This is a genomic window from Micromonospora narathiwatensis (assembly GCF_900089605.1).
GTDB classification, from domain to species: domain Bacteria; phylum Actinomycetota; class Actinomycetes; order Mycobacteriales; family Micromonosporaceae; genus Micromonospora; species Micromonospora narathiwatensis.
In genome coordinates, this window is the sequence record NZ_LT594324.1 from 4,027,365 (window position 1) to 4,048,226 (window position 20,862).

At 73.6% G+C, this 20,862-nt stretch carries 23 protein-coding genes; 7 read left to right on the top strand and 16 right to left on the bottom strand.

The features are described from left to right. Nucleotides 1–83: 83 nt before the first annotated feature. Nucleotides 84–323 (bottom strand): hypothetical protein, encoded by a 240-nt coding sequence (locus GA0070621_RS17200; RefSeq protein ID WP_091196943.1) that lies wholly within the window; start codon nucleotides 321–323, stop codon nucleotides 84–86. Between the two features lie 244 nt (nucleotides 324–567). Here GA0070621_RS17200 and GA0070621_RS17205 point away from each other — a divergent pair, with 244 nt between their 5' ends. Further along, nucleotides 568–900 carry an MTH1187 family thiamine-binding protein gene (locus GA0070621_RS17205; RefSeq protein WP_091196946.1) on the top strand — a complete coding sequence of 111 codons (333 nt, stop codon included), beginning with the start codon at nucleotides 568–570 and terminating at the stop codon, nucleotides 898–900. Between the two features lie 94 nt (nucleotides 901–994). Next, entirely contained in the window at nucleotides 995–2,437 is a 1,443-nt protein-coding gene (gene gndA / locus GA0070621_RS17210; RefSeq protein ID WP_091196948.1) for an NADP-dependent phosphogluconate dehydrogenase, read from the top strand. A 65-nt stretch (nucleotides 2,438–2,502) separates the two neighbouring features. Here the strand turns inward: gndA and GA0070621_RS17215 are convergent, their stop codons facing one another. From GA0070621_RS17215 to recO, 3 genes are all read right to left on the bottom strand, one after another. After that, complete coding sequence (locus GA0070621_RS17215) at nucleotides 2,503–2,775, bottom strand: thioredoxin reductase (RefSeq protein ID WP_167667004.1); 273 nt, start codon at nucleotides 2,773–2,775, stop codon at nucleotides 2,503–2,505. A 112-nt stretch (nucleotides 2,776–2,887) separates the two neighbouring features. Continuing rightward, nucleotides 2,888–3,664, bottom strand: a complete 777-nt coding sequence (locus GA0070621_RS17220; protein WP_197674073.1) for an isoprenyl transferase — start codon at nucleotides 3,662–3,664, stop codon at nucleotides 2,888–2,890. Between the two features lie 36 nt (nucleotides 3,665–3,700). Then, nucleotides 3,701–4,540: a DNA repair protein RecO gene (recO, locus tag GA0070621_RS17225; protein WP_091196955.1), complete on the bottom strand. Its 840-nt coding sequence runs from the start codon at nucleotides 4,538–4,540 to the stop codon at nucleotides 3,701–3,703. 102 nt (nucleotides 4,541–4,642) lie between these two features. Here recO and GA0070621_RS17230 point away from each other — a divergent pair, with 102 nt between their 5' ends. Beyond that, on the top strand, nucleotides 4,643–5,431 hold the full coding sequence (locus GA0070621_RS17230) for a DUF4097 family beta strand repeat-containing protein (protein WP_091202545.1): 789 nt from the start codon (nucleotides 4,643–4,645) through the stop codon (nucleotides 5,429–5,431). Nucleotides 5,432–5,470: 39 nt separating this feature from the next. On the opposite strand, the gene GA0070621_RS17235 is transcribed toward GA0070621_RS17230, so the two are convergent. The 8 genes from GA0070621_RS17235 to GA0070621_RS17270 form a co-directional block, all read right to left on the bottom strand. Then, nucleotides 5,471–6,694, bottom strand: coding sequence for an acyltransferase family protein (locus tag GA0070621_RS17235; RefSeq protein WP_091196958.1), 1,224 nt, complete (start codon nucleotides 6,692–6,694; stop codon nucleotides 5,471–5,473). Nucleotides 6,695–6,885: 191 nt separating this feature from the next. Further along, entirely contained in the window at nucleotides 6,886–7,785 is a 900-nt protein-coding gene (gene era, locus GA0070621_RS17240) for a GTPase Era (RefSeq protein ID WP_091202547.1), read from the bottom strand. Between the two features lie 5 nt (nucleotides 7,786–7,790). Beyond that, nucleotides 7,791–8,177: a cytidine deaminase gene (locus tag GA0070621_RS17245; protein WP_091196961.1), complete on the bottom strand. Its 387-nt coding sequence runs from the start codon at nucleotides 8,175–8,177 to the stop codon at nucleotides 7,791–7,793. After that, entirely contained in the window at nucleotides 8,170–9,582 is a 1,413-nt protein-coding gene (locus GA0070621_RS17250) for a hemolysin family protein (protein ID WP_197674074.1), read from the bottom strand. Before GA0070621_RS17250 ends, GA0070621_RS17245 begins: the two co-directional genes overlap by 8 nt. Beyond that, complete coding sequence (gene ybeY / locus GA0070621_RS17255; RefSeq protein WP_091196965.1) at nucleotides 9,558–10,031, bottom strand: rRNA maturation RNase YbeY; 474 nt, start codon at nucleotides 10,029–10,031, stop codon at nucleotides 9,558–9,560. Before ybeY ends, GA0070621_RS17250 begins: the two co-directional genes overlap by 25 nt. Before the next feature lie 18 nt (nucleotides 10,032–10,049). Then, entirely contained in the window at nucleotides 10,050–11,108 is a 1,059-nt protein-coding gene (locus GA0070621_RS17260) for a PhoH family protein (protein ID WP_091196967.1), read from the bottom strand. A gap of 131 nt (nucleotides 11,109–11,239) precedes the next feature. After that, nucleotides 11,240–12,616, bottom strand: coding sequence for a serine hydrolase domain-containing protein (locus GA0070621_RS17265; RefSeq protein WP_091196969.1), 1,377 nt, complete (start codon nucleotides 12,614–12,616; stop codon nucleotides 11,240–11,242). A 21-nt stretch (nucleotides 12,617–12,637) separates the two neighbouring features. Beyond that, nucleotides 12,638–12,988 carry a histidine triad nucleotide-binding protein gene (locus GA0070621_RS17270; RefSeq protein WP_091196972.1) on the bottom strand — a complete coding sequence of 117 codons (351 nt, stop codon included), beginning with the start codon at nucleotides 12,986–12,988 and terminating at the stop codon, nucleotides 12,638–12,640. A 71-nt stretch (nucleotides 12,989–13,059) separates the two neighbouring features. Between GA0070621_RS17270 and GA0070621_RS17275 the strand changes: the two genes are divergently transcribed. Continuing rightward, nucleotides 13,060–13,821 carry an SDR family NAD(P)-dependent oxidoreductase gene (locus tag GA0070621_RS17275; protein ID WP_091202548.1) on the top strand — a complete coding sequence of 254 codons (762 nt, stop codon included), beginning with the start codon at nucleotides 13,060–13,062 and terminating at the stop codon, nucleotides 13,819–13,821. Nucleotides 13,822–13,955: 134 nt separating this feature from the next. On the opposite strand, the gene GA0070621_RS17280 is transcribed toward GA0070621_RS17275, so the two are convergent. The 3 genes from GA0070621_RS17280 to hrcA form a co-directional block, all read right to left on the bottom strand. After that, nucleotides 13,956–14,690, bottom strand: a complete 735-nt coding sequence (locus tag GA0070621_RS17280; RefSeq protein WP_091196975.1) for a 16S rRNA (uracil(1498)-N(3))-methyltransferase — start codon at nucleotides 14,688–14,690, stop codon at nucleotides 13,956–13,958. Nucleotide 14,691: 1 nt separating this feature from the next. Then, nucleotides 14,692–15,834, bottom strand: coding sequence for a molecular chaperone DnaJ (gene dnaJ, locus GA0070621_RS17285; RefSeq protein WP_167667007.1), 1,143 nt, complete (start codon nucleotides 15,832–15,834; stop codon nucleotides 14,692–14,694). Nucleotides 15,835–15,908: 74 nt separating this feature from the next. Then, nucleotides 15,909–16,931: a heat-inducible transcriptional repressor HrcA gene (gene hrcA, locus GA0070621_RS17290; protein WP_091196981.1), complete on the bottom strand. Its 1,023-nt coding sequence runs from the start codon at nucleotides 16,929–16,931 to the stop codon at nucleotides 15,909–15,911. Nucleotides 16,932–17,188: 257 nt separating this feature from the next. On the opposite strand from hrcA, the gene GA0070621_RS17295 reads away from it, so the two are divergent. Further along, nucleotides 17,189–17,749, top strand: coding sequence for a DUF4870 domain-containing protein (locus GA0070621_RS17295; RefSeq protein WP_091196983.1), 561 nt, complete (start codon nucleotides 17,189–17,191; stop codon nucleotides 17,747–17,749). A gap of 65 nt (nucleotides 17,750–17,814) precedes the next feature. Here the strand turns inward: GA0070621_RS17295 and hemW are convergent, their stop codons facing one another. Beyond that, nucleotides 17,815–19,038: a radical SAM family heme chaperone HemW gene (gene hemW / locus GA0070621_RS17300; RefSeq protein WP_167667008.1), complete on the bottom strand. Its 1,224-nt coding sequence runs from the start codon at nucleotides 19,036–19,038 to the stop codon at nucleotides 17,815–17,817. Between the two features lie 19 nt (nucleotides 19,039–19,057). Between hemW and GA0070621_RS17305 the strand changes: the two genes are divergently transcribed. Together GA0070621_RS17305 and GA0070621_RS17310 are read left to right on the top strand one after the other, a co-directional pair. Next, on the top strand, nucleotides 19,058–19,867 hold the full coding sequence (locus GA0070621_RS17305; RefSeq protein WP_091202550.1) for an enoyl-CoA hydratase-related protein: 810 nt from the start codon (nucleotides 19,058–19,060) through the stop codon (nucleotides 19,865–19,867). A 118-nt stretch (nucleotides 19,868–19,985) separates the two neighbouring features. After that, nucleotides 19,986–20,852, top strand: a complete 867-nt coding sequence (locus GA0070621_RS17310) for a hypothetical protein (protein WP_197673909.1) — start codon at nucleotides 19,986–19,988, stop codon at nucleotides 20,850–20,852. The last annotated feature ends 10 nt before the right edge of the window (nucleotides 20,853–20,862 follow it).

Genomic DNA, 20,862 nt, shown 5'->3' on the forward strand with positions numbered 1-20,862 from the left:
ACCCGACCCGGGCTGCGGCGGGGCGGGGCGTCCTCGCGGCGGGACGCCCCGGATCGCCGCGACCCGGGTCGGTCGACGGCCGGTCAGCTGCGCCGGAAGGCGTAGAACCGGGTCTGGCCGGCGCGCTGGCCGCGCCCGGCGAGCCGGGCGTCGCGACCGGTCGACGGCGGACCGGCCTTCGGCGGCGTCGCCCCGGACTCCCCAGGTACGGCCACCGGCTTGACGACCGGCGCCACGGCGAGGGTGTCGAGATCCGTCGGGGTCACGTCCACCAGGGACGGCGACGGCTTACGGGACTTCTTCGGACTGCGCTTGGCGGGCATACGCGGGCCTCCTGACTGTCGAGAGCGCCGGTCACGGCGCGGCGAGCGGGTGGGCTCCGGCGGGTCCGACCACGACAGACACCGCCACCGACGGCGGTGAGGAGGGATGCGGACGCCCGGAGCAGGACGGGTCGCGCCGCGTACGGCGGCGGACGGGCTCGGCGGAAGGGCGTCAGTTACGCATGTCAGCAGGCTAACCGGCGACCCGCGTCCCCGCACCCGATTTACTGGCAACATCGGCGACATGCTGATCGCATTCTCGATCACCCCGCTCGGCGTGGGTGAGTCCGTGGGCGGCGTGGTCGCCGACGCCGTCCGGGTGGTCCGCGAGTCCGGCCTGCCCAACCGGACCGACGCCATGTTCACCACCGTCGAGGGCGAGTGGGACGAGGTGATGGCGGTGGTCAAGCGCGCCGTCGACACGGTCGCGGCCCAGGCGCCCCGGGTCAGCCTGGTGCTCAAGGCCGACCTGCGTCCCGGCGTCACCGACGCGATGACCGCGAAGGTCGCCCGCGTCGAGGCCCGGCTGGCCGAGGCGACGGGACCGACCGCCACGATGCCACCCAACCAGGGGTGACGCCCCACTCACCGGCCGTCGACATCCCGGCCCGCACCCGGACCGACCGCGATACGGTCGCAGCACGGGCAGCCGACGGAGGGTGGCGGTACGCATGGCGGCGCGGGCGACGGCACAGATCGGCGTGACCGGGCTGGGGGTGATGGGCCGCAACCTGGCCCGGAACCTGGCCCGTCACGGCTTCACCGTCGCGGTGCACAACCGCTCGCCCGAGCGCACCCGCAGCCTGATCGCCGAGCACGGCGGCGAGGGCGCCTTCGTGCCGTCGGAGTCGACGGCCGACTTCGTCGCCACGCTGGAGCGCCCCCGCGCGGTGATCGTCATGGTCAAGGCGGGCGGCCCCACCGACGCGGTGATCGACGAACTGGTGCCACTGCTGGAGGCGGGGGACATCGTCGTCGACTGCGGCAACGCGCACTTCACCGACACCATCCGCCGGGAGGAGGCGCTGCGCGGGCACGGGCTGCACTTCGTCGGCACCGGCGTATCCGGCGGCGAGGAGGGCGCGCTGCACGGCCCGAGCATCATGCCGGGCGGCTCGGACGAGTCCTACCGCAAGCTCGGCCCGATCTTCGAGAAGATCGCCGCGCAGGTGGCGGGCACCCCGTGCTGCCGGCACATCGGCCCGGACGGCGCCGGCCACTTCGTCAAGATGGTCCACAACGGCATCGAGTACGCCGACATGCAGCTCATCGCCGAGGCGTACGACCTGTTGCGGGCCGGCCTGTCGGCGAGCCCGGCGCAGCTCGCGGAGATCTTCCGGCAGTGGAACGGCGGCGAGCTGGAGTCGTTCCTCATCGAGATCACCGCCGACGTGCTCGGGCACACCGACGCGGCGACCGGCCGGCCCTTCGTCGACGTGGTGCTCGACCAGGCCGAGCAGAAGGGCACCGGCCGGTGGACCGTGCAGAGCGCGCTGGACCTCGGCGTCCCGATCACGGGGATCGCCGAGGCCACCTTCGCCCGGTCGCTGTCCGGCCACGCCGACCAGCGCGCCGCCGCGCGCCGCGCCTTCGCCGACGCGGGCGGAAAGTGGCAGGTGGACGACCGGGAGACCTTCGTCGAGGACGTCCGGCGCGCGCTGCTGGCCAGCAAGATCGTCGCGTACGCGCAGGGCTTCGACCACATCCGGGCCGGCAGCCGCGAGTACGACTGGGGCATCGACCTGGGCGGCACCGCGACCATCTGGCGGGGCGGCTGCATCATCCGGGCCCGCTTCCTGGACCGGATCCGCGAGGCGTACGACGCCGAGCCGGAGCTGCCGACGCTGCTGGTGGCCCCGTGGTTCGCCGAGCGGGTCGACGCCGGCGTCCCGGCCTGGCGGCGGGTGGTGGCCGACGCGGCCCGGGCGGGCGTGCCCACGCCGGCGTTCTCGTCGTCGCTGGCCTACTTCGACGGGCTGCGCGCACAGCGGCTGCCGGCCGCACTGATCCAGGGCCTACGGGACAACTTCGGGGCGCACACCTACCACCGGGTGGACCGGGACGGGTCGTTCCACACCCGCTGGGCGGCGGACCGCTCCGAGACGGTGGCCTGACCCCCGCTCGATCCACCCGATGGGCGGCTCCCCGCCCGCCCTCCGGGCCGCTGCGGAAGACGCGTTCACCAGGCCCGCCCCGGCTCCTCGGCCGAGGGTTCCAGATCGCTCGGCGCCGAGCCGGAGTCGTCGGGCGGGGTGGGCGCCCAGCCGGCGGCCGGTTCGCCGTGTGCCAGCTCGGCGATCTCGCCGGAACGGACGGCCGGCGTGTGCCCGAGCTCGGCGCAGTACCGCTCGGCGACGCCGGCGCAGAGATCCGCCACCCGTTCCCGGTGCGCGGCGTCGACCAGGTCCGCGCCGGCCAGCGCGGCCGTCATCTCGTACCGGAGATCCCGCATGTCCACCCCCGTGGCCGGACGCGACCGGGCGGCCCGCCCTCGCGCCGATGGTATGCGCTGAGGCCGCGCGGCCCGCCGCAAACGCGTCGACGCCGCCCCGACCGCGGGACCGCTACGTCCTCGGGGCCACCGGGTTGGGCAACGCGCCGCCGAAGCGGCGGTCCCGCTGGGCGTAGAGCTCGCAGGCGTACCAGAGGTGACGGCGGTCGAAGTCCGGCCAGAGCGTGTCGAGGAAGACCAACTCGGCGTACGCGCTCTGCCAGAGCAGGAAGTTGGAGGTGCGCTGCTCGCCGGAGGGGCGCAGGAAGAGGTCCACCTCGGGGACCTCCGGGTGGTAGAGGTACCTGGCGATGGTCTTCTCGTTGACCTTGCCCGGGTCGAGCCTGCCGGCCGCCACGTCACGGGCGATCGCGGCGGTGGCGTCGGCGATCTCCGCCTGGCCGCCGTAGTTGACGCAGAACTGCAGCGTCAGCGTCGAGTTGCCCCGGGACATCTCCTCGGCGGTCTGCAACTCGGAGATCACGCTCTTCCAGAGCCGCCCGGCCCGGCCGGACCAGACCACCCGTACGCCCAGGTCGACGAGCTGGTCACGGCGGCGACGGATGACGTCCCGGTTGAAACCCATCAGGAACCGGACCTCGTCCGGCGAGCGCCGCCAGTTCTCGGTGGAGAAGGCGTACGCCGACAGGTAGGGGATGCCCAGCTCGATCGCGCCCTCGACGGTGTCGAAGAGGCTGTGCTCGCCCTGCTCGTGACCCTTGGTCCGGGGCAGCCCGCGCTCCTTGGCCCAGCGGCCGTTGCCGTCCATGACCACCGCGATGTGCTTCGGCAGCGCCTCGGCGGGCAGGGCCGGCGGCCGGGCGCCGGACGGGTGCGGAGTCGGTGGCACCGGCTCCCGCCGGAAGACCCTCGTCGATCGGATCACTTACGCATTCTCCCTGTTCACGCCAGTGGCGGTGGGTCCGGCGCCGGGGCGCGGCGGGACCGTGCCGGCCCCGGGGGCGCCCCGGTCGACCAGCGGCAGCGAGCGTAGCGCGCGCTCCAGGTGCCACTGGAGGTGCGCCGCGACCAGCCCGCTGCACTCCCGGCGTACGCCGGTCTCGGTGGCGTCGGCGTACGCCCAGTCGCCGGTGGTCAGCGCGGACATCAGGTCGACGCTGGCCGGGGCGGGGTGGGCGGCGCCCGGTGGCCGGCAGTCCGGGCAGACCGTCCCGCCGGCCGGTACGGAGAACGCCCGGTGCTTCCCCGGCGTGCCGCAGACCGCGCACGCGGTCAGCGCGGGCGCCCAGCCGGCCAGCGCCATCCCGCGCAGCAGGTAGGCGTCGAGCACCAGCGTGGTGGCGTGCTCGCCGCGCGCCAGCGACTTCAGCGCGCCGAGGGTGAGCTGGAACAACCGCAGCGACGGCTCCCGCTCGACCGGGGTGAGCCGCTCCGCCGTCTCGGCGATCGCGCTGGCCGCCGTGTAGCGGGGGTAGTCGCCGAGGAACCGCTTGCCGTAGAGGTCGATCCCCTCGACCTGGCTGACGGTGTGCAGCGAGCTGCCCAGATTGCCCTTCGGGTCGCCGGCGAGTTGGAGGTCGACGTGCCCGAACGGCTCCAGCCGGGCGCCGAACCGGCTTGAGGTGCGCCGCACGCCCCGGGCCACCGCGCGAAGCCGGCCGTGCCGGCGGGTCAGCAGGGTGATGATCCGGTCGGACTCGCCCAACTTCTGCACGCGCAGCACCACCGCGTCGTCGCGGTAGAGCTGTCGGCGGTACCCGGCCATCCGGCCATTCTCCCTCGGGGTGCGATCTCAGGGTCGGTTCGGGGTGGATCGGCGGTCGAACCCGGATGTGCCGCCCCGACGGCCGGCCGTAGCGTGCTGGCCATGGCTCAGCAGCGAACCATCGTCACCGCCACGGCCACCGCCGCCGCCACGGCCGCCCTGATTCTCCTGAGCGGGTGTGACACCCTGTCGTACCGCGAGTTGGACTACGACAACACCGAGGCGATCCGGATCACCCGGATCACCGTACGGCCGGGCTCGGGCGACGTGACGGTACGCGGTTCCGGGTCCGCCCCCGAGGTACGGATCAAGCGGGCGGTCCGCTACCAGGGCGAGCAGCCCGACACCCGCTACCAGATCAACGGCGACGAGCTGGTGCTGGACACCAGCTGCGGCCACCGCTGCGGCATCTCCTGGGACGTGACCGTCCCCGAGGGCGTGGCGGTACGCGGCGAGACCGGCTCCGGGAACATCGTGCTGAGCCAGGTCGGCGCGGTGGACGTCAAGCTGGGCTCCGGCGACATCAGCGTGACCGCGGCGCGCGGCGAAGTCCGCGCCGAGACCGGCTCCGGGGACATCGCCGTGGTCGACGCGTCCGGCGCGGTCCGGCTGCGGGCCTCCTCCGGCCGGGTCGAGGCGCGGCGGCTGGCCGCCGGGGTGGACGCGCAGACCTCCTCGGGGGACGTGACCGTCGAGCTGGACCAGCCGGCCTCGGCCCGGGTGCACGCCGGCAGCGGCAACGTGGAGCTGACCGTGCCGGAGGGGCGGTACCGGGTGCGGACCAGCACCGGCTCGGGCAGCGCCGACGTGGAGGTGGCCGACGACCCGGGCGCCGCCGCGCTGCTGGACGTACGCACCGGCAGCGGCGACGTCACGATCACCCGGCGCTGAGGGCGCGGCCCGGAAACGGCGCGGCCCGGAGACGGTGGGTCAGCGTGTGCCGGTCTCGGCGTCCGCCCGCTCGGCCGCGCCGCGCGGCGCGGGCACCCGACCCGGGTCGGACCGGGCGGGGCGGTCCGCCCGCTCGCCGGCCGTCAACACCCCGGACCCGGCGCGACGATCCGTCCGCGTGCCGGCCCCCACCAGCTCGGCCTCCGCGCCGACGGGCGCGGGGCTGGCCGGGGCGGCCGCCGCCCGCTCGGCCACGGTCCGCCGGGGCCGGCCGGGGACCAGCTCCGGCGTACGCCGGGCCGCCACGTCCTCGACCCAGCCGACCAGCAGGGTGACCACACCGACCAGCACGAACACCAGCACCACCCGGATCGCCAGGCCGAGCGGGTCACGCGGGGTCCAGCCGACCAGCCCGACCAGCGGGGTGAGCGCCACCACGAACGACATGTGCCACAGGTAGACCGTCAGCGCGCGCCGGTTCAGCACGGTGACCGCCCGGCCCAGCAGCGGGATCCGGTCGACCCAGGGCGCCTCGGCCGGGGCCCGGCCGATCGCCACCAGGATGAACGCGGCCGACCAGAGGGCGTTGCCGAGGTGGATGTCGTTCAGGTCGTACCCGCGCGAACCGGGGTGGGTGAAGATCCAGGCCAGCCCGGCGGCGCCGAGGGCGAGCGCGGCGGGCAGCAGCACCCCGTTACGGAGCCGGCGGAGCATGCCGTCGTGGTGGGCGAAACCGAGCAGCCAGGCGCCGAAGTACAGGCCGAACTCGCGCAGCACGACCGGCGCGTCCGGGTAGACGCCCAGCTCGATCACCACGAGCAGCGCGTACGGGGCGAGCAGGGTGGGCAGCGGGGCCCGGCGGAACAGCCACAGGGCGAGCGGCGAGGCGAGCACGAACCACAGGTAGTCCCGCAGGTACCAGATCGGGCTCAGCGCCAGCGCCCCCCAGTAGTTGGCCGGTGGGTCGCTGACCGGGAAGAGCCAGAGCAGCACCTTCGGGGTGAACGGCAGGCCGGTGAGCAGCATGGCCGGCACGAAGACCGCCGCGAGCACCCACAGCGACGGCAGCAGGCGGCGCAGCCGGCGCGCCACGGCGGGCACGCCGGTCCGGTCCAGTGAGGCGGCCATCAGCGAGCCGGCGAGCGCGAACATCACCGACATCGCCGGGAAGATCAGGGTCAGGGCCGCCGACCCGACGACGTGGTAGACGACGACTCGCACGATGGCCAGGAAACGGAGCAAATCCAGGTATCGGTTTCGCATCAGCCTGCAGCTATGTCCGGGGGCAAGGGATCAACGCTTTCCCTACCCTCCGACCCGGCGGGGCGAAACGACGAACGGACAGGGTCAGAAGTGAAACATCCCATAACTGCGACCGATTCGGACTATCCCGAATACGCACCGACGGCCCCGGATGGCCGGGGCCGTCGGTCTTCGATCGTCGGTCGTCGCGCTCAGAAGCCCAGCTTGCGGAGCTGCTTGGGGTCGCGCTGCCAGTCCTTGGCGACCCGGACATGCAGGTCGAGATAGATCCGGGTGCCGAGCAGCTCCTCGATCTGCCGGCGGGCCGTGGTGCCGACCTCCTTGAGCCGGCTGCCCCGGTGACCGATCATGATCCCCTTCTGGCTCGGTCGCTCAACGTACACGTCGGCGTAGATCTTGGTGAGTTGACCCTCCGGGATCATCTCCTCCACCACCACGGCGATGGAGTGCGGCAGCTCGTCCCGGACGCCTTCGAGGGCCGCCTCGCGGATCAGCTCGGCGACCAGCACCTGCTCCGGGTCGTCGGTGAGCATGTCGTCCGGGTAGAGCTGCGGCGACTCCGGCAGGTAGCCGGTCATCACGTCGACCAGGGTGTCCACCTGGTGCCCGGAGACCGCGCTCACCGGCACCACGTCGGCGAAGTCGGCCAGCTCGCTCACCGCGAGGAGCTGCTCGGCGAGACGCTTCTTGTCCACCAGGTCGGTCTTGGTGACCACCGCCAGCACGGTCGCCTTCAGGCTGGCGAGTTCGCCGGTGATGAACCGGTCACCCCGACCGACCGGCTCGTTCGCCGGGATGCAGAGGCCGATCACGTCGACCTCGCTCCACGTCTCCCGGACCAGGTCGTTCAGCCGCTCGCCGAGCAGCGTACGGGGACGGTGCAGCCCCGGGGTGTCGACCAGGACGAGCTGCGAGTCCGGCCGGTGCAGTACGGCACGGATGACGTGCCGGGTGGTCTGCGGCTTGTTCGAGGTGATCGCGATCTTGGTGCCGACGATCGCGTTGGTCAGCGTCGACTTGCCGGCGTTGGGCCGTCCGACGAAGCAGGCGAACCCGGCCCGGTAGGGACGGGGCTGGTCCGGGTCCGGCACCCCGGTCACTCGACCACCGTGCCGAGGAGGGCGCCGTCCGGCGCGGCCACGTGGATCGGCGCGTCGGTGGAGAGGTCCCGCACGGCGGCGTGCCCCGCGCCGTCCAGCGTCGACGCCTCGGTCACCACCACGGCGGCCTCCAGCCGGCTCGCCCCGGCGGCCACCGCCGAGGCGACCGCGAGCTGGAGCGCGGTCAGGGTCAGCGACGGCAGCGCGACGCTGGCCGCCGCGTACGTCCGACCGTCCTGATCACGGACCGCCGCGCCCTCCACGGCGCCGACCCGGCCGCGCGCGCCCCGGGCCAGGACGACCAGCTTGCCGTCCTCGGCGCTCAGCGCGGCGAGATCGGACGGGGTGGGCCGGGCGGCCGGCACGGCGGGTGACTCAGGCATCGGCGGGTAGCCTCTCCTCGGAACGATTCTGGTTGCCGCGGGACTCGGCGTGCTCGCCGCGACCCGCGCTGTCGGCTGTGTCACTCGGCGCGGCCCGGCTCACCAGCACGGTGTCGATCCGGTTACGCCGGCCGGTGGTGCCCTCGGCGATCAGCCGCAGCCCGGCCACCTCGGCCTCGGCGCCCGGAAGCGGCACCCGGCCGAGCGCCTGCGCGAGCAGACCGCCGACCGTCTCCACCTCGTCGGTGGGCAGCTCGGTGTCGAACAACTCGCCCAGGTCCTCCACCGGCAGCCGGGCGGTCACCCGCACGGCCCCGTCCGCCAGGCGCTCGACCGGCGGCCGTTCGACATCGTACTCGTCGGTGATCTCACCGACGATCTCCTCCAGGATGTCCTCGATGGTGACCAGGCCACCGGTGCCGCCGTACTCGTCGACAACGATGACCAGGTGGTTGCGGGCCGCCTGCATCTCGGAGAGCAGGTCGTCGACCGGCTTGGACTCGGGCACGAAGGTCGCCGGGCGCATCAGCTCCGACACCGGGAGCTGGGTGGTACGCGGGTCGCCGCCCTGGGTACGCCGGATCAGGTCCTTGAGGTAGAGCACGCCGAGCACGTCGTCCACGCTCTCGCCGATCACCGGGATCCGGGAGAAGCCGGAGCGCAGGAAGAGCGCCAGCGCCTGGGCGAGCGTCTTGCGCTCCTCGATCCACACCATCTCGGTACGCGGCACCATCACCTCGCGGGCGATGGTCTCGCCGAGCGCGAAGACCGAATGGATCATCTGGCGTTCGCCGTGCTCCACGACCCCGCGCTGCTCGGCCAGGTCAACCAGCTCGCGCAGCTCCACCTGGGTGGCGAAGGGGCCCTCCCGGAAGCCTCGCCCCGGGGTGACCGCGTTGCCGATCAGGATCAGCAGCGAGGCGAGCGGGTTGAGCGCCCGGCCCAGCCAGCGCACCAGCGGCGCGACCGCGCGGCCCACCGCGTACGCGTGCTGCCGGCCCAGGGTGCGCGGCGCGACACCGACCACCACGAAGCTGACCACGGTCATCGCCCCGGCGGTGACCAGGGCGGCCCGCCAACCGGCGCCGAAGCTGTCCACCGCCACCAGCGCGACCAGCGTGGTGGCGGTCAGCTCGGCCAGCAGCCGGAGCAGGAGCAGGAGATTGAGGTGGCGGACCACGTCACCGGCGACCGCCTGGAGGGTACGCGCGCCGCGCGCCCCGTCCCGGGCCAGCTCGGCGGCCCGGGCCGGCGAGACGGCGGCCAGCGCCGCCTCGGTCATCGCGATGAGGCCGGCGAGCACCACCAGCCCCGCCGCGAAGACGATGAGTTGGAGGTCGGGCAGATTGGCAGGGTCGCTGCCGGCCGCCAGAGTGGTCATCATTTCGACCGGGTCGACCGCCAGCTGGCCAGCAGGCGGGCCTGAAGACCGAACATCTCCCGCTCCTCCTCCGGCTCGGCGTGGTCGTAGCCGAGCAGGTGCAGCACCCCGTGCACGGTGAGCAGGTGCAGCTCGTCGGCGGCCGAGTGGCCGGCGGCGGCCGCCTGTTTGGCCGCCACCTCGGGGCAGAGCACGATGTCACCGAGCAGCGCCGGCTCCCCGCCGGCCGGGGCGTTCTCCCCCGGACCGTGGTCGACGCTGCCCTCGTCCATGGGGAAGGCGAGCACGTCGGTCGGGCCGTCGCCGCCCATCCAGCGGTGATTCAGCTCGGACATGTAGTCGATGTCGACCAGCAGCACGGAGAGCTCGGCGAGCGGGTTTACCCCCATCTCGTCGAGGGCGTGCCGGGCGACGGCGAGCACGGCGTCGGTGTCGACCTCGACACCGGACTCGTTGGCGATCTCGATGGACAACTGTCTTTCCTCTGGTGTTTAGCGGCGCCGGCCGGACCGGCCGCCCTGGGCGGTCCGGCCGGGCACGGCGTGCACGCTCTGTGCCTGCTGGTTCTCCCGCTCGGCGTCCCAGCGGGCGTACGCGTCGACGATCTCGCCGACCAGCTTGTGGCGGACCACGTCGGAACTGGAGAGCTGGGCGAAATGCACGTCCTCGACGTTGTTCAGGATCTCCCGGACCACCCGCAGGCCGCTGGTCGTCCCGCCGGGCAGGTCGACCTGCGTGACGTCACCGGTGACCACGATCTTGGAACCGAAGCCGAGCCGGGTGAGGAACATCTTCATCTGCTCGGGCGTGGTGTTCTGCGCCTCGTCCAGGATGATGAACGCGTCGTTGAGCGTACGCCCCCGCATGTACGCCAGCGGCGCCACCTCGATCGTGCCGGCCGCCATCAGCTTCGGGATGGTCTCCGGGTCGAGCATGTCGTGCAGCGCGTCGTAGAGCGGGCGCAGGTACGGGTCGATCTTCTCGTTCAGCGTGCCGGGCAGGAAACCCAGCCGCTCGCCCGCCTCGACCGCCGGCCGGGTCAGGATGATCCGGTTGACCTGCTTGGCCTGGAGCGCCTGGACGGCCTTCGCCATCGCCAGGTAGGTCTTGCCGGTGCCGGCGGGGCCGATGCCGAAGACGATCGTGTTGGCGTCGATCGCGTCGACATAGCGCTTCTGCCCGAGCGTCTTGGGACGGATGGTACGACCGCGCCGGGAGAGGATGTTGAGCGTCAGGACCTCGGCGGGCCGCTCGGCGCTGCCCTGCTCGAGCATGCCGACGGTACGCCGGACGGCGTCAGTGGTCAGGGTCTCGCCTTTCTCGATGAGTTCGAGCAGCTCACTGAAGAGCCGCTCGGCGAGGGCGTTGTCCGCGGGCGCGCCCGTGATGGTGATCTCGTTGCCACGCACGTGGACGTCACTGTTGACCGAGCGTTCGACGAGTCGCAGGATCTCGTCGCCCGCGCCGAGCAGGTTCACCATGATCTTCTGGTCAGGGACTGTGATCCTGGTCTGCACCCGGGGCGGGCCGGGAGGTGGGGTGCCGGTCATAGTTCGGGCCGTCGGGCCCTGCGCCACCTGCTTCCGATCTCGGCGCCGAGCCCTGCCGGCGCGGCGTACGGTTCCACCCATCGTATCGGTTCAACACCCACCGCACCGCGCCCATTTCCGGTGGTCGAAGGTCAACTGCCGGTGCGGAAGTCGTACCCCTCGAAGGTCTCCTGGCGGCGGGTGAAGCGGTAGGTGGCCCAGTGCATCCGGACCACCGCACCGCGCTCGTCGCGGGTCAACCGGAGCAATTCGCCCACCTCTCGGCCGGCGACGGTGCGGAACACGTCCGGCCGCTCCGGCAGCGGCGCGAACACCGCCGGCGGCCGGCCGGCCGGATCGTCGGCGCCGCGGGCCCGCAGCGTCCCGTCGTGCCAGGAGAAGACGTACTCGAAGCCCTCGCCCCACCAGCGGCCCAGCATCCCGCGCAGGTGCTCGGGAGCGGGCGGGCCGGGGCGCCACGGCTCGACGTCGGCCGGGTCGTACTCGGCCGCGGCGGCGAGCAGCCGGTGCGGCAGGTCGAACACCGCCACGCCGGTGCCGGAGGAGCCGAGCACCGCGCAGCCCATCGCGCCCGCGGTGCCGTCGCCGCCCCGCCGGCCGTAGACGGCGGCCAGGAAACCGGGCATCGCCCCGTCGTGCCCCACGTGCACCACCCGTCCCGGCTGTGGCACCAGGATCAGGCCCAACCCGAAGCCGGCCGCCCAGAGCGACTCGTCGGTGGTGGTCAGCGGCCAGCGCATCTCGTCGAGCGTGGCCGGGGCGAGCACCGCGCCGGCCGGGTCCAGCGCGGCCGGGTCGGCCAGGAACGCCGCCCAGCGCGCCATGTCCGGCGCGGTGCTCCAGAGCTGCGCCGCCGGGGCCACCCCGCCGAAGTCGGTCGGCGGCTCCGGCCGCGCCTCGTCGGAGTACGCGTCGACCAGGAACCCGGTCGCCGCCCGGTCGCCGGGGGCGGGACCGGTGGCGGTCAGCCCGAGCGGGGCGAGCACCCGCTCGGCCAGTACCTCCGCCCAGGTGCCGCCGCGCAGCCGGGCGACCAGCTCGCCGAGCAGCGCCATACCGAGGTTGGAGTAGTGGTAGCGCCGGCCGGTCGGCAGCACCCGCTCCACCCGGGCCAGGTCGGCGATCAGCCCGGCCGCGTCGGGGGCCCGCAGCGTGTCCCACACGTCGCCGTGCGGCTCGCGCTGCAGGCCCGCGGTGTGCGACAACAGCCGGCGTACGGTCAGCTCGCCGTGCGCCGGCAGGTCGAGGTGCCGCCCGATCGGGTCGTCCAGGTCGAGCAGCCCGTCGTCCCGGCACTGCATGACCAGCACACTGGTGAAGGTCTTGGTGACCGAGCCGATCCGGAACACCGTGTCCGGGCCGAGCGGGCTGTCGTTGCCGGTCCCGCCGACCGCGCACGTCCAGAGCGGCCGGTCGGCCCGGTGCAGGGCGACCGAGACCGCCGGGATCCTGCCCTGGGCCTGCGACTGCCGCACCATCCGGCCCAGCCGGTCATGCACCGTGATCATGCCTGCAGTCTAGGGACGAGGTCAGCGGCAGAGCATCGGGCCGAGCGGCGCACCGCCGAACACGTGCGCGTGCACGTGGAAGACCTCCTGGCCGGCGTACGCCCCGGTGTTGAACATCAGCCGGAAACCGTCCGCGAGCAGCCCCTCCTCCTCGGCCACCGTGGCGGCCGTGGCGAGCACCTCGCCGGCCAGCCCCGGGTCGTCCTGGGCGAGGGTGGCCACGTCCGCGTAGTGCTCCTTCGGGATCACCAGCACGTGCGTCGGCGCCTGCGGGTTGATGTCCCGGAAGGCGAGGGTCGTGGCGGTCTCCCGCACGATGGTGGCCGGGATCTCCCCGGCGACGATTCGGCAGAACAGGCAGTCGGTTCCCATTCGGGCATGCTAAGACGCGCGGCCCGGACCGCGTCGCGGGCCCACCGGCCGCGCCGGGCATGATGTCCGGCGTGACTTCTCGGGCGGTACTGGTGACGGGGGCCTCGCGCGGCATCGGGCGCGCGGTGGCACGGGCGTTCGCGGCGGGCGGGGACCGGGTGGCGATCCACCACCGGGACTCGGCGGAACTGGCCGAGGGGGTACGCGCGGAGCTGCCCGGCGACGGGCACGTGGTGGTTCGCGCCGACCTGACCGACCCGGACGCGGTACGCGCGATGGTGGACGCGGCGGCACAGCAGCTCGGCGGGCTCGACGTGCTGGTCAACAACGCCGGCGTGTACGGGCCGCGGGACCTGCCGCACCCGGTCTTCGGCAACACCTACGCGCAGTGGCGGGAGCAGTGGCGGCTGGTCCTGGAGACCAACCTGACCGGGGCCGCCAACGTCACCTGGTGCGCCGCCCAGCACATGCGCGAGCGGGGCGGCCGGATCGTCAACGTGTCGTCCCGGGGCGCCTTCCGCGGCGAGCCGGAGCAGCCCGCGTACGGGGCGAGCAAGGCGGGGCTGAACGCCCTCGGCCAGTCGCTGGCGCTGGCCCTGGCCCCGTACGGCATCGCGGTGGCCACGGTCGCGCCGGGCTTCGTGGAGACCGACATGACCACCACCCACCTCAGCGGCGAGCGTGGCGAGGCGATCCGCGCCCAGTCCCCGTTCGGGCGGGTCGCCCGACCCGACGAGATCGCCGCCGCCGTGCACTGGCTGGCCAGCCCCGAAGCCGAGTGGTCCTCCGGCACCATCCTCGACCTAAACGGCGCCTCCTACCTCCGCACCTAGCCCCCTCCCCCCTCCCTCACCCCCCGCCTCGGCGATCTTGCACTTACGGTCGGCAGCACGCGGCTTTTGCCCGTTATATCCCGACAGAAAGTGCAAGATCGGCGCCGAGGCGGGGGGGTGAGGGAGGGAGGGGGTTACCAGCGGTGGAGGCGGGTGACGAGGATGGTGAGGGCGGCTACGCCGGCGGTGGAGGTGCGCAGCACCGACGGGCCGAGGCGGACGGTACGGGCGCCGGCCTCGCGGAAGGCGGACAGCTCGGCCGGGGCGATGCCGCCCTCCGGGCCGACCACCAGCACGATCTCGCCGGTCTCCGGCAGCCCGGCGATGGTCAGCCGCTCGTCGGCCTCCTCGTGCAGCACGAACGCGGCGGCCGCCCCGGCGATCCGTCGGGCCACCGTCGCGGTGGACTCGTCGGGCGACCCGGCCACCACCGGCAGCCAGGCACGGCGGGCCTGCTTGGCCGCCTCCCGGGCGGTCGCCGCCCACTTCTCCCGGGCCCGTACGCCCCGGTCGCCGCGCCACTGCACCACCGACCGGGACGCCGACCAGGGGACGATCTCGTCCACGCCGACCTCCGTCATCGCCTGCACGGCCAGCTCGCCCCGGTCGCCCTTGGCGATGCCCTGCACCACGACGAGCCGGGGAACGGACGCGTCGACGTACCCCCGGGAGGTGACCGCCAGGTCGAGGGTGCCCCGGCCGACGGCGGTGACCACGGCGTCGGCCGTGCCACCCCGACCGTCGGCGAGCAGCAGCTCCTCGCCGACCCGCAGCCGCTGCACGGTGGCGGCGTGGTGCCCCTCCGGACCGTCGAGGGTCAGCGTGTCGCCGGTGGGTAGCGCCTCGACCAGGAACAGCGGCGCCGACACGCTAGGCGTGCCCGTTGAAGGCGTCGCGCATCCGGGAGAAGAAGCCGCCCTGCTTGGTCAGCTCGGCGACCTCCTCGCCCCGGGTCTTGGCGAACTCGCGCAGCATCCGCTCCTGCTCGGCGTCGAGCTTGGTCGGGGTACGCACGTCCAGGTGGACGTAGAGGTCGCCCCGGCCGGTGCCACGCAGGTGCGGTACGCCCCGGGCCCGCAGCCGCAGCGTGCTGCCCGGCTGGGTGCCCGGCTTGACGTCGACCGTCTCCTCGCTGTCCAGCGTCTTGATGGTCAGCCGGGTGCCGAGCGCGGCGGCGGTCATCGGCACGGTGACCCGGCAGTGCAGGTCGTCGCCCTTGCGCGAGTAGACGTCGTGCGGCCGCTCGTGGATCTCCACGTAGAGGTCGCCGGCCGTGCCGCCACCCGGGCCGACCTCGCCCTGCTGGGCCAGCCGGATCCGCATGCCGTCCTCGACGCCCGCCGGGATCTTGACGGTGAGCGAGCGGCGGGTCCGCACCCGGCCGTCCCCGGCGCAGGTCGGGCAGGGGTGCGGGATGGTGGTGCCGTAGCCCTGGCAGACCGTGCAGGGCCGGGCGGAGACCACCTGGCCGAGGAAGGTCCGCTGCACCGACTGCACCTCGCCCCGCCCACCGCACGCCTCACAGGTGGCGAGGTGGGTGCCGGCCGCGGTGCCCGCGCCGGAGCAGGTGGTGCAGAGCACGGCGGTGTCGACCGTGATCGGGGCCTCGACGCCGAACGCGGTCTCGTTGAGGTCCAGCTCCAGCCGCAGGATCGCGTCCGCGCCCGGCCGGGTACGCGGGCGCGGGCCGCGCGCACCCCCGGCGGCGCCGCCGAAGAACGCGTCCATGATGTCCTGGAACCCGACGAACGGGCCGGCGCCGCCCGGACCACCCGGCCCGGCGCCCCCGCCGCCCGGCGCGAGTGGATCGCCGCCCAGGTCGACGATCTGCCGTTTCCGGTCGTCCGAGAGGACCTCGTACGCGGCGTTGATGTCCTTGAACTTCTCCTGTGCCTCCGGGTCCGGATTGACGTCCGGGTGGAACTGCCGCGCCAGCTTGCGGTAGGCGCGCTTGATCTCGTCGTCGGAGGCCTCCCGGCTGACGCCGAGAATGCCGTAGTAGTCCCTGGCCACTGCGTTCCGTGTCCTCATGTTCGTCTCGCGTTGCGCCGGTCGCCGGCCTCATGCCGGCCGTCGCCCCTGACTGGTCAGTTCTGGGCCAGCAGCTCGCCCACGTAGCGTGCCACGGCCCGCACCGTGGCGATGGTGGCGGGGTAGTCCATCCGGGTCGGCCCGAGCACCCCGAGGCCGCCGACGATGGTGCTGCCGGGGCCGTACCCGGTGCTGACCACCGAGGCGGCCCGCAGGTTGTCGAACTCGTTCTCGTCGCCGATGAGCACCCGGGTGGTGCTCGGCTCGGTCTCACCGATGAGCTTGAGCAGCACGACCTGTTCCTCGAGCGCTTCGAGGATGGGTCGCAGCGTGCCCTGGAAGTCCAGCAGGCCGCCCCGGGTGAGGTTGGCCGTGCCGGCCAGCGCGATGCGTTCCTCGTGCCGCTCGACCAGCGTCTCCAGCAGCACGGTGGAGAGCGTGGTCATGGCCGGACGCAGGTGCGGCGCGGACTCGTCCACCAGCGCCTGGACCAGGGGTGGGGTGTCCGACAGCCGGGTGCCGACCAGCTTCTCGTTGACCAGCCGGCGCAGGTCGGTGACGTCGTCGGCCGGGACCGGCCCGGGCAGCTCGACCAGCCGCTGCTCGACCCGGCCGGTGTCGGCGATCATGACCACCATCAGCCGGGTGGTGGAGACCGGCACCAGCTCCAGGTGGCGCACCTTGGAGCGGGCCAGGCTCGGGTACTGCACCACGGCGACCTGCCGGGTGAGCTGGGCCAGCAACCGGACCGTGCGGTGCACCACGTCGTCCAGGTCGACCGCGCCGACCAGGAAGCGCTCGATGGCCCGGCGCTCGGCCGGGCTGAGCGGCTTGACCCGGGAGAGCCGGTCGACGAAGAGCCGGTAGCCGCGGTCGGTGGGCACCCGGCCGGCGCTGGTGTGCGGCTGCCGGATGTAGCCCTCGTCCTCCAGGACGGCCATGTCGTTGCGCACCGTGGCCGGGGAGACGCCGAGCTGGTGGCGCTCGACCAGGGACTTGCTGCCGACCGGCTCCTGCGTGGCGACGTAGTCCTCGACGATCGCGCGGAGCACGGCGAGCTTGCGGTCGTCGAGACCCATCTCCCCACCTCCTGACGCACCTCGGCCCGCCCGGCGCCCGGCGCGGCCTGTTCCGACCAGGCGACCCGCGGTACCGGCCGAGCGTCTGGCACTCGACTGTAGCGAGTGCCAGTCTACGTCGGCGTACCCACCGACGCGATGATCAGTGACGGACCCCCGGTGCGGCCCGCCGGACGCTTCGCCAGAGCCGAACAGCCGGACATCCAGAACGGTGTCGCTCTGGCGCATCCTTGCGAACGGGACCTAACGTGACGTCCATGACTGAACCACCTCGCCCTCCCGGAGCGGGGGACCCCGGCGCCCAGTCGCCGGGCGGGACCCCGCCGTCGGCACCATACGGCTCGTCGGCGAACGAGCCCCCCACCGCACCACTGTCCGGGGCAGCCGGCGGCCCCGGCTATCCCCCGCCCGGTGGCTATCCGCCGCCGGGTGGCTACCCACCGCCGGGTGGTTACCCGCCGCCGGGCGGCTACGCCAGCAATGAGGACAAGACCTGGGCACTGGTCGCGCACTTCGGCGGCGCCGCGGGCATGTTCCTCGGCGGCGCCGTGCTGGGCTGGGTCGCCCCGCTGATCGCCCTGCTGGCCCGGGGCAACCAGTCGCCGGCCGTACGGGCGCACGCCGTGGCGGCGCTCAACTTCCAGCTTCTCTGGTCGATCATCGGCCTGGTCGGCTGGGTCCTGGTCTGCGCCGTGATCGGCTTCATCCCGGTGGGCGCCGCCTACCTCATGGGCATCATCTTCGGGATCGTCGCCGGCCTCAAGGCCAACGAGGGGCAGCTCTACCGCTACCCCGCTTCGGTGAGCATGATCAAGTGATCCTCGACCCGGCCGGTCCACGGACCGGCCGGGTCCCTCGCCCGGTCGCGGCTCACCTCGGGCGGTCAGGGCAGCAGGTCGCGAACCACCGCATCGGCCAGCAACCGGCCGCGCAGGGTGAGCACCGCCCGGCCAGCCGCGTACCCGTCGGCGGTCAGCAGACCGTCGGCCAGCGCCCGCCGTGCGCCGGCCCGGCCCGCCTCGTCCAGCACCTCCAACGGCAGGCCCGTGGCGAGCCGCAGCCGCAGCATCACGTCCTCCATGTGCGCCTCGTCGGGGGTGAGCACCTCCCGGGCCAACCCGGGTGACTCCCCCGCGGCCAGGCGTCCGGCGTACGCGGTCGGATGTTTGACATTCCACCAGCGCACCCCGCCGACGTGGCTGTGCGCCCCCGGGCCGAGGCCCCACCAGTCGCCGCCCGACCAGTAGAGCAGGTTGTGCCGGCACCGGGCCGCCGCGGAGCGGGCCCAGTTGGAGACCTCGTACCAGGAGAACCCGGCCCCGTCGAGGGCGGCCTCCGCGGCCAGGTAGCGGTCCGCCGCCACGTCGTCGCTGGGGTACGCCAGCTCGCCGCGGCGCATCCGCGCGGCCAGCCGGGTGCCCTCCTCCACGATCAGGGCGTACGCGCTGACGTGGTCCACGCCCGCCGCCACCACCTGCTCCAGCGAGGCGGCGAAGTCCTCCGCGCGCTCCCCCGGCGTGCCATAGATCAGGTCCAGGTTCACGTGGTCGAACCCGGCGTCCCGCGCCTCCAGCGCCGCGGCGGTGGCCCGGCCGGCGCTGTGTTTCCGGTCCAGGACGGCCAGCACCCCGGGCGCGGCGGACTGCATGCCCAGCGAGATCCGGGTGTAGCCGGCCGCCCGCAGCGTCTTCAACGACTCCGGGGTGACCGACTCGGGGTTGGCCTCGGTGGTCACCTCGGCGTCGGCGGCCAGCCCCCAGGTGCGGTCGATGCCGTCCAGGACGCGGGCCAGTTCGTCGGCCGGGAGCAGGGTGGGCGTGCCGCCGCCCACGAAGACGGTGTCCACCCGGGGCGGCGGGGTGTCGCCGAGCACCCGGGCGGCGAGCGCCAGCTCGGCCAGCACCGTCTCGGCGTACGTCTCGCGGCTGGCACCGCCGCCCAGCTCGGCCGACGTGTAGGTGTTGAAGTCGCAGTAGCCGCAGCGGCTGGCGCAGAACGGCACGTGCACGTAGACCCCGAAGCCGCGCGCACCGACGGTACGCAGGGCGGCGGCGGGCAGCGAACCGTCGACCGGGACGGGTTCGCCTTCTGGAAGGGCGCCAGGCATGGCCACTAGTGTGCCCGGCATGACCTCTCCGGACGCTCTCGTACGGGTCGCCACGGCCCGTGGGGTGACCACCCTCACCCTGGACAGCCCGCACAACCGCAACGCGCTCTCCACCCCGCTGATGACCGAGCTGCTGGCCGGGCTGGCCGCCGCGGTCGCCGACGACGCGGTCCGGGCGGTCGTGCTGGACCACACCGGCCCGGTCTTCTGCTCCGGCGCCGACCTGAAGGAGACCGCCGCCGCGTACGCCAGCGGGACGGTGCCGGCCGGGATGCTCGGCGACGTGCTGGTGGCGGTCCGGGAGTGCCCCAAGCCGGTGCTGGCGAAGGTGGCCGGGCCGGCCCGGGCCGGCGGGCTGGGCCTGATCGCGGCGGCCGACCTGGCGGTCTGCGCCGAGGAGGCGACGTTCGCCTTCACCGAGGTCCGGATCGGGGTGATCCCGGCGGTGATCTCGGCGACCGTGCTGCCCCGGCTGCACCCCCGGGCCGCCGCCGAGCTGTACCTGACCGGCGACACCTTCGACGGCAGGCGGGCCGCCGAGATCGGTCTGGTCACCGCCGCCGTGCCGGCGGACGGGCTGGACGAGGCGGTGGCGGGCTACTGCGCCTCGCTGGTGAAGGGTGCGCCGAAGGCCCTCGCCGGCACCAAGGAGCTGCTGCGCCGGCCGGCCGCCACCGACCTGCGGGCGGAGATCACCGAGTTGGCGACGCTGTCCACCGGGTACTTCCTCTCCGCAGAGGGACGGGAAGGGGTGGCCGCGTTCCGGGAGAAGCGACCGGCACGATGGGTGGCCGCTCTGGACGGTGGTCCGGCAGCGGGCGCCAGCTAGGAGGCCTACGGTCGGGGCGCGGCCCGTGGCGGGCCGGTGACGGAACGGGAGGCAACCGGTCGGACGACCCGTACGCCGCGCCGGGGGACGTACGCTGGTCGGACTGTCGGGACAGGGGGTGCGGGTGCGAACTCGGGTTGCGGTCGTGGCGGCCGGTGTGGTGGTGGCGGTCGTCGCCCTGCTCGGCGTCTGGTTCGTCACGAAGCAGTTCGGGCGGCACCTCGGGCTCCCGATGGCCAGCCGCACCTGCACGGTGCAGGCCGACGGGCGGGTCGTGCTCAGCGCCGAACAGATGGCCAACGCGGCCACCATCGCGGCGATCGGGGTGCAGCGGCAGATGCCCGAACGGGCCGTGGTGGTGGCGCTGGCGACCGCGTACCAGGAGTCGCACCTGCGCAACATCGCGCACGGCGACCGGGACTCGCTGGGCCTGTTCCAGCAGCGCCCGAGCCAGGGCTGGGGCACCCCCGAGCAGGTCCAGGACCCGCGCTACGCGGCGAACAAGTTCTACGCCGCGCTGAAGAAGGTCAAGGGCTGGGAGAAGATGCGGGTCACCGAGGCGGCCCAGCGGGTGCAGCGGTCGGCCTACCCCGAGGCGTACCAGAAGTGGGCCGACGACTCGGAGGTCCTCACCCGCGCGCTGCTCGGCCACGTGACCGGCGCGGTGGCCTGCACGGTCGGGCTGACGCCGACGATGCGCGGGCCGGCCGCGGCGACGGCCCTGGTGGAGAGCCTGGCCCTGGACTGGGGTCTGCCGGACCTCGCCGCGCCGACCGACCTCACCGACCTCACCGTGCCCGCGACGGACAGCCGCAACGGCTGGCGGTACGCGCACTGGCTGGTCTCGCACGCCGACGACCACGGCGTGAAGCTGGTCCGCTTCGGTGACCTGGAGTGGACGGCCGAGCACGGCACCTGGGCGAAGGTGAAGGGCGGCCGGGCGGCCCCGACGCAGGTGCTGGCGGAGGTTTTCGCCGCGACGTGACGCGCCGGCC

Bases quoted from the DNA above. Each gene is read 5' to 3' on its own strand.
- GA0070621_RS17305 (WP_091202550.1), top strand. From the start codon at position 19,058: ATGACCTCTCCGGACGCTCTCGTACGGGTCGCCACGGCCCGTGGGGTG.
- GA0070621_RS17230 (WP_091202545.1), top strand. From the start codon at position 4,643: ATGGCTCAGCAGCGAACCATCGTCACCGCCACGGCCACCGCCGCCGCC.
- GA0070621_RS17200 (WP_091196943.1), bottom strand. From the start codon at position 323: ATGCCCGCCAAGCGCAGTCCGAAGAAGTCCCGTAAGCCGTCGCCGTCC.
- GA0070621_RS17205 (WP_091196946.1), top strand. From the start codon at position 568: ATGCTGATCGCATTCTCGATCACCCCGCTCGGCGTGGGTGAGTCCGTG.
- hemW (WP_167667008.1), bottom strand. From the start codon at position 19,038: ATGCCTGGCGCCCTTCCAGAAGGCGAACCCGTCCCGGTCGACGGTTCG.
- GA0070621_RS17295 (WP_091196983.1), top strand. From the start codon at position 17,189: ATGACTGAACCACCTCGCCCTCCCGGAGCGGGGGACCCCGGCGCCCAG.
- GA0070621_RS17235 (WP_091196958.1), bottom strand. From the start codon at position 6,694: ATGCGAAACCGATACCTGGATTTGCTCCGTTTCCTGGCCATCGTGCGA.
- GA0070621_RS17260 (WP_091196967.1), bottom strand. From the start codon at position 11,108: ATGACCGGCACCCCACCTCCCGGCCCGCCCCGGGTGCAGACCAGGATC.
- GA0070621_RS17245 (WP_091196961.1), bottom strand. From the start codon at position 8,177: ATGCCTGAGTCACCCGCCGTGCCGGCCGCCCGGCCCACCCCGTCCGAT.
- gndA (WP_091196948.1), top strand. From the start codon at position 995: ATGGCGGCGCGGGCGACGGCACAGATCGGCGTGACCGGGCTGGGGGTG.
- GA0070621_RS17215 (WP_167667004.1), bottom strand. From the start codon at position 2,775: ATGCGGGATCTCCGGTACGAGATGACGGCCGCGCTGGCCGGCGCGGAC.
- GA0070621_RS17265 (WP_091196969.1), bottom strand. From the start codon at position 12,616: ATGATCACGGTGCATGACCGGCTGGGCCGGATGGTGCGGCAGTCGCAG.
- hrcA (WP_091196981.1), bottom strand. From the start codon at position 16,931: ATGGGTCTCGACGACCGCAAGCTCGCCGTGCTCCGCGCGATCGTCGAG.
- GA0070621_RS17270 (WP_091196972.1), bottom strand. From the start codon at position 12,988: ATGGGAACCGACTGCCTGTTCTGCCGAATCGTCGCCGGGGAGATCCCG.
- recO (WP_091196955.1), bottom strand. From the start codon at position 4,540: ATGGCCGGGTACCGCCGACAGCTCTACCGCGACGACGCGGTGGTGCTG.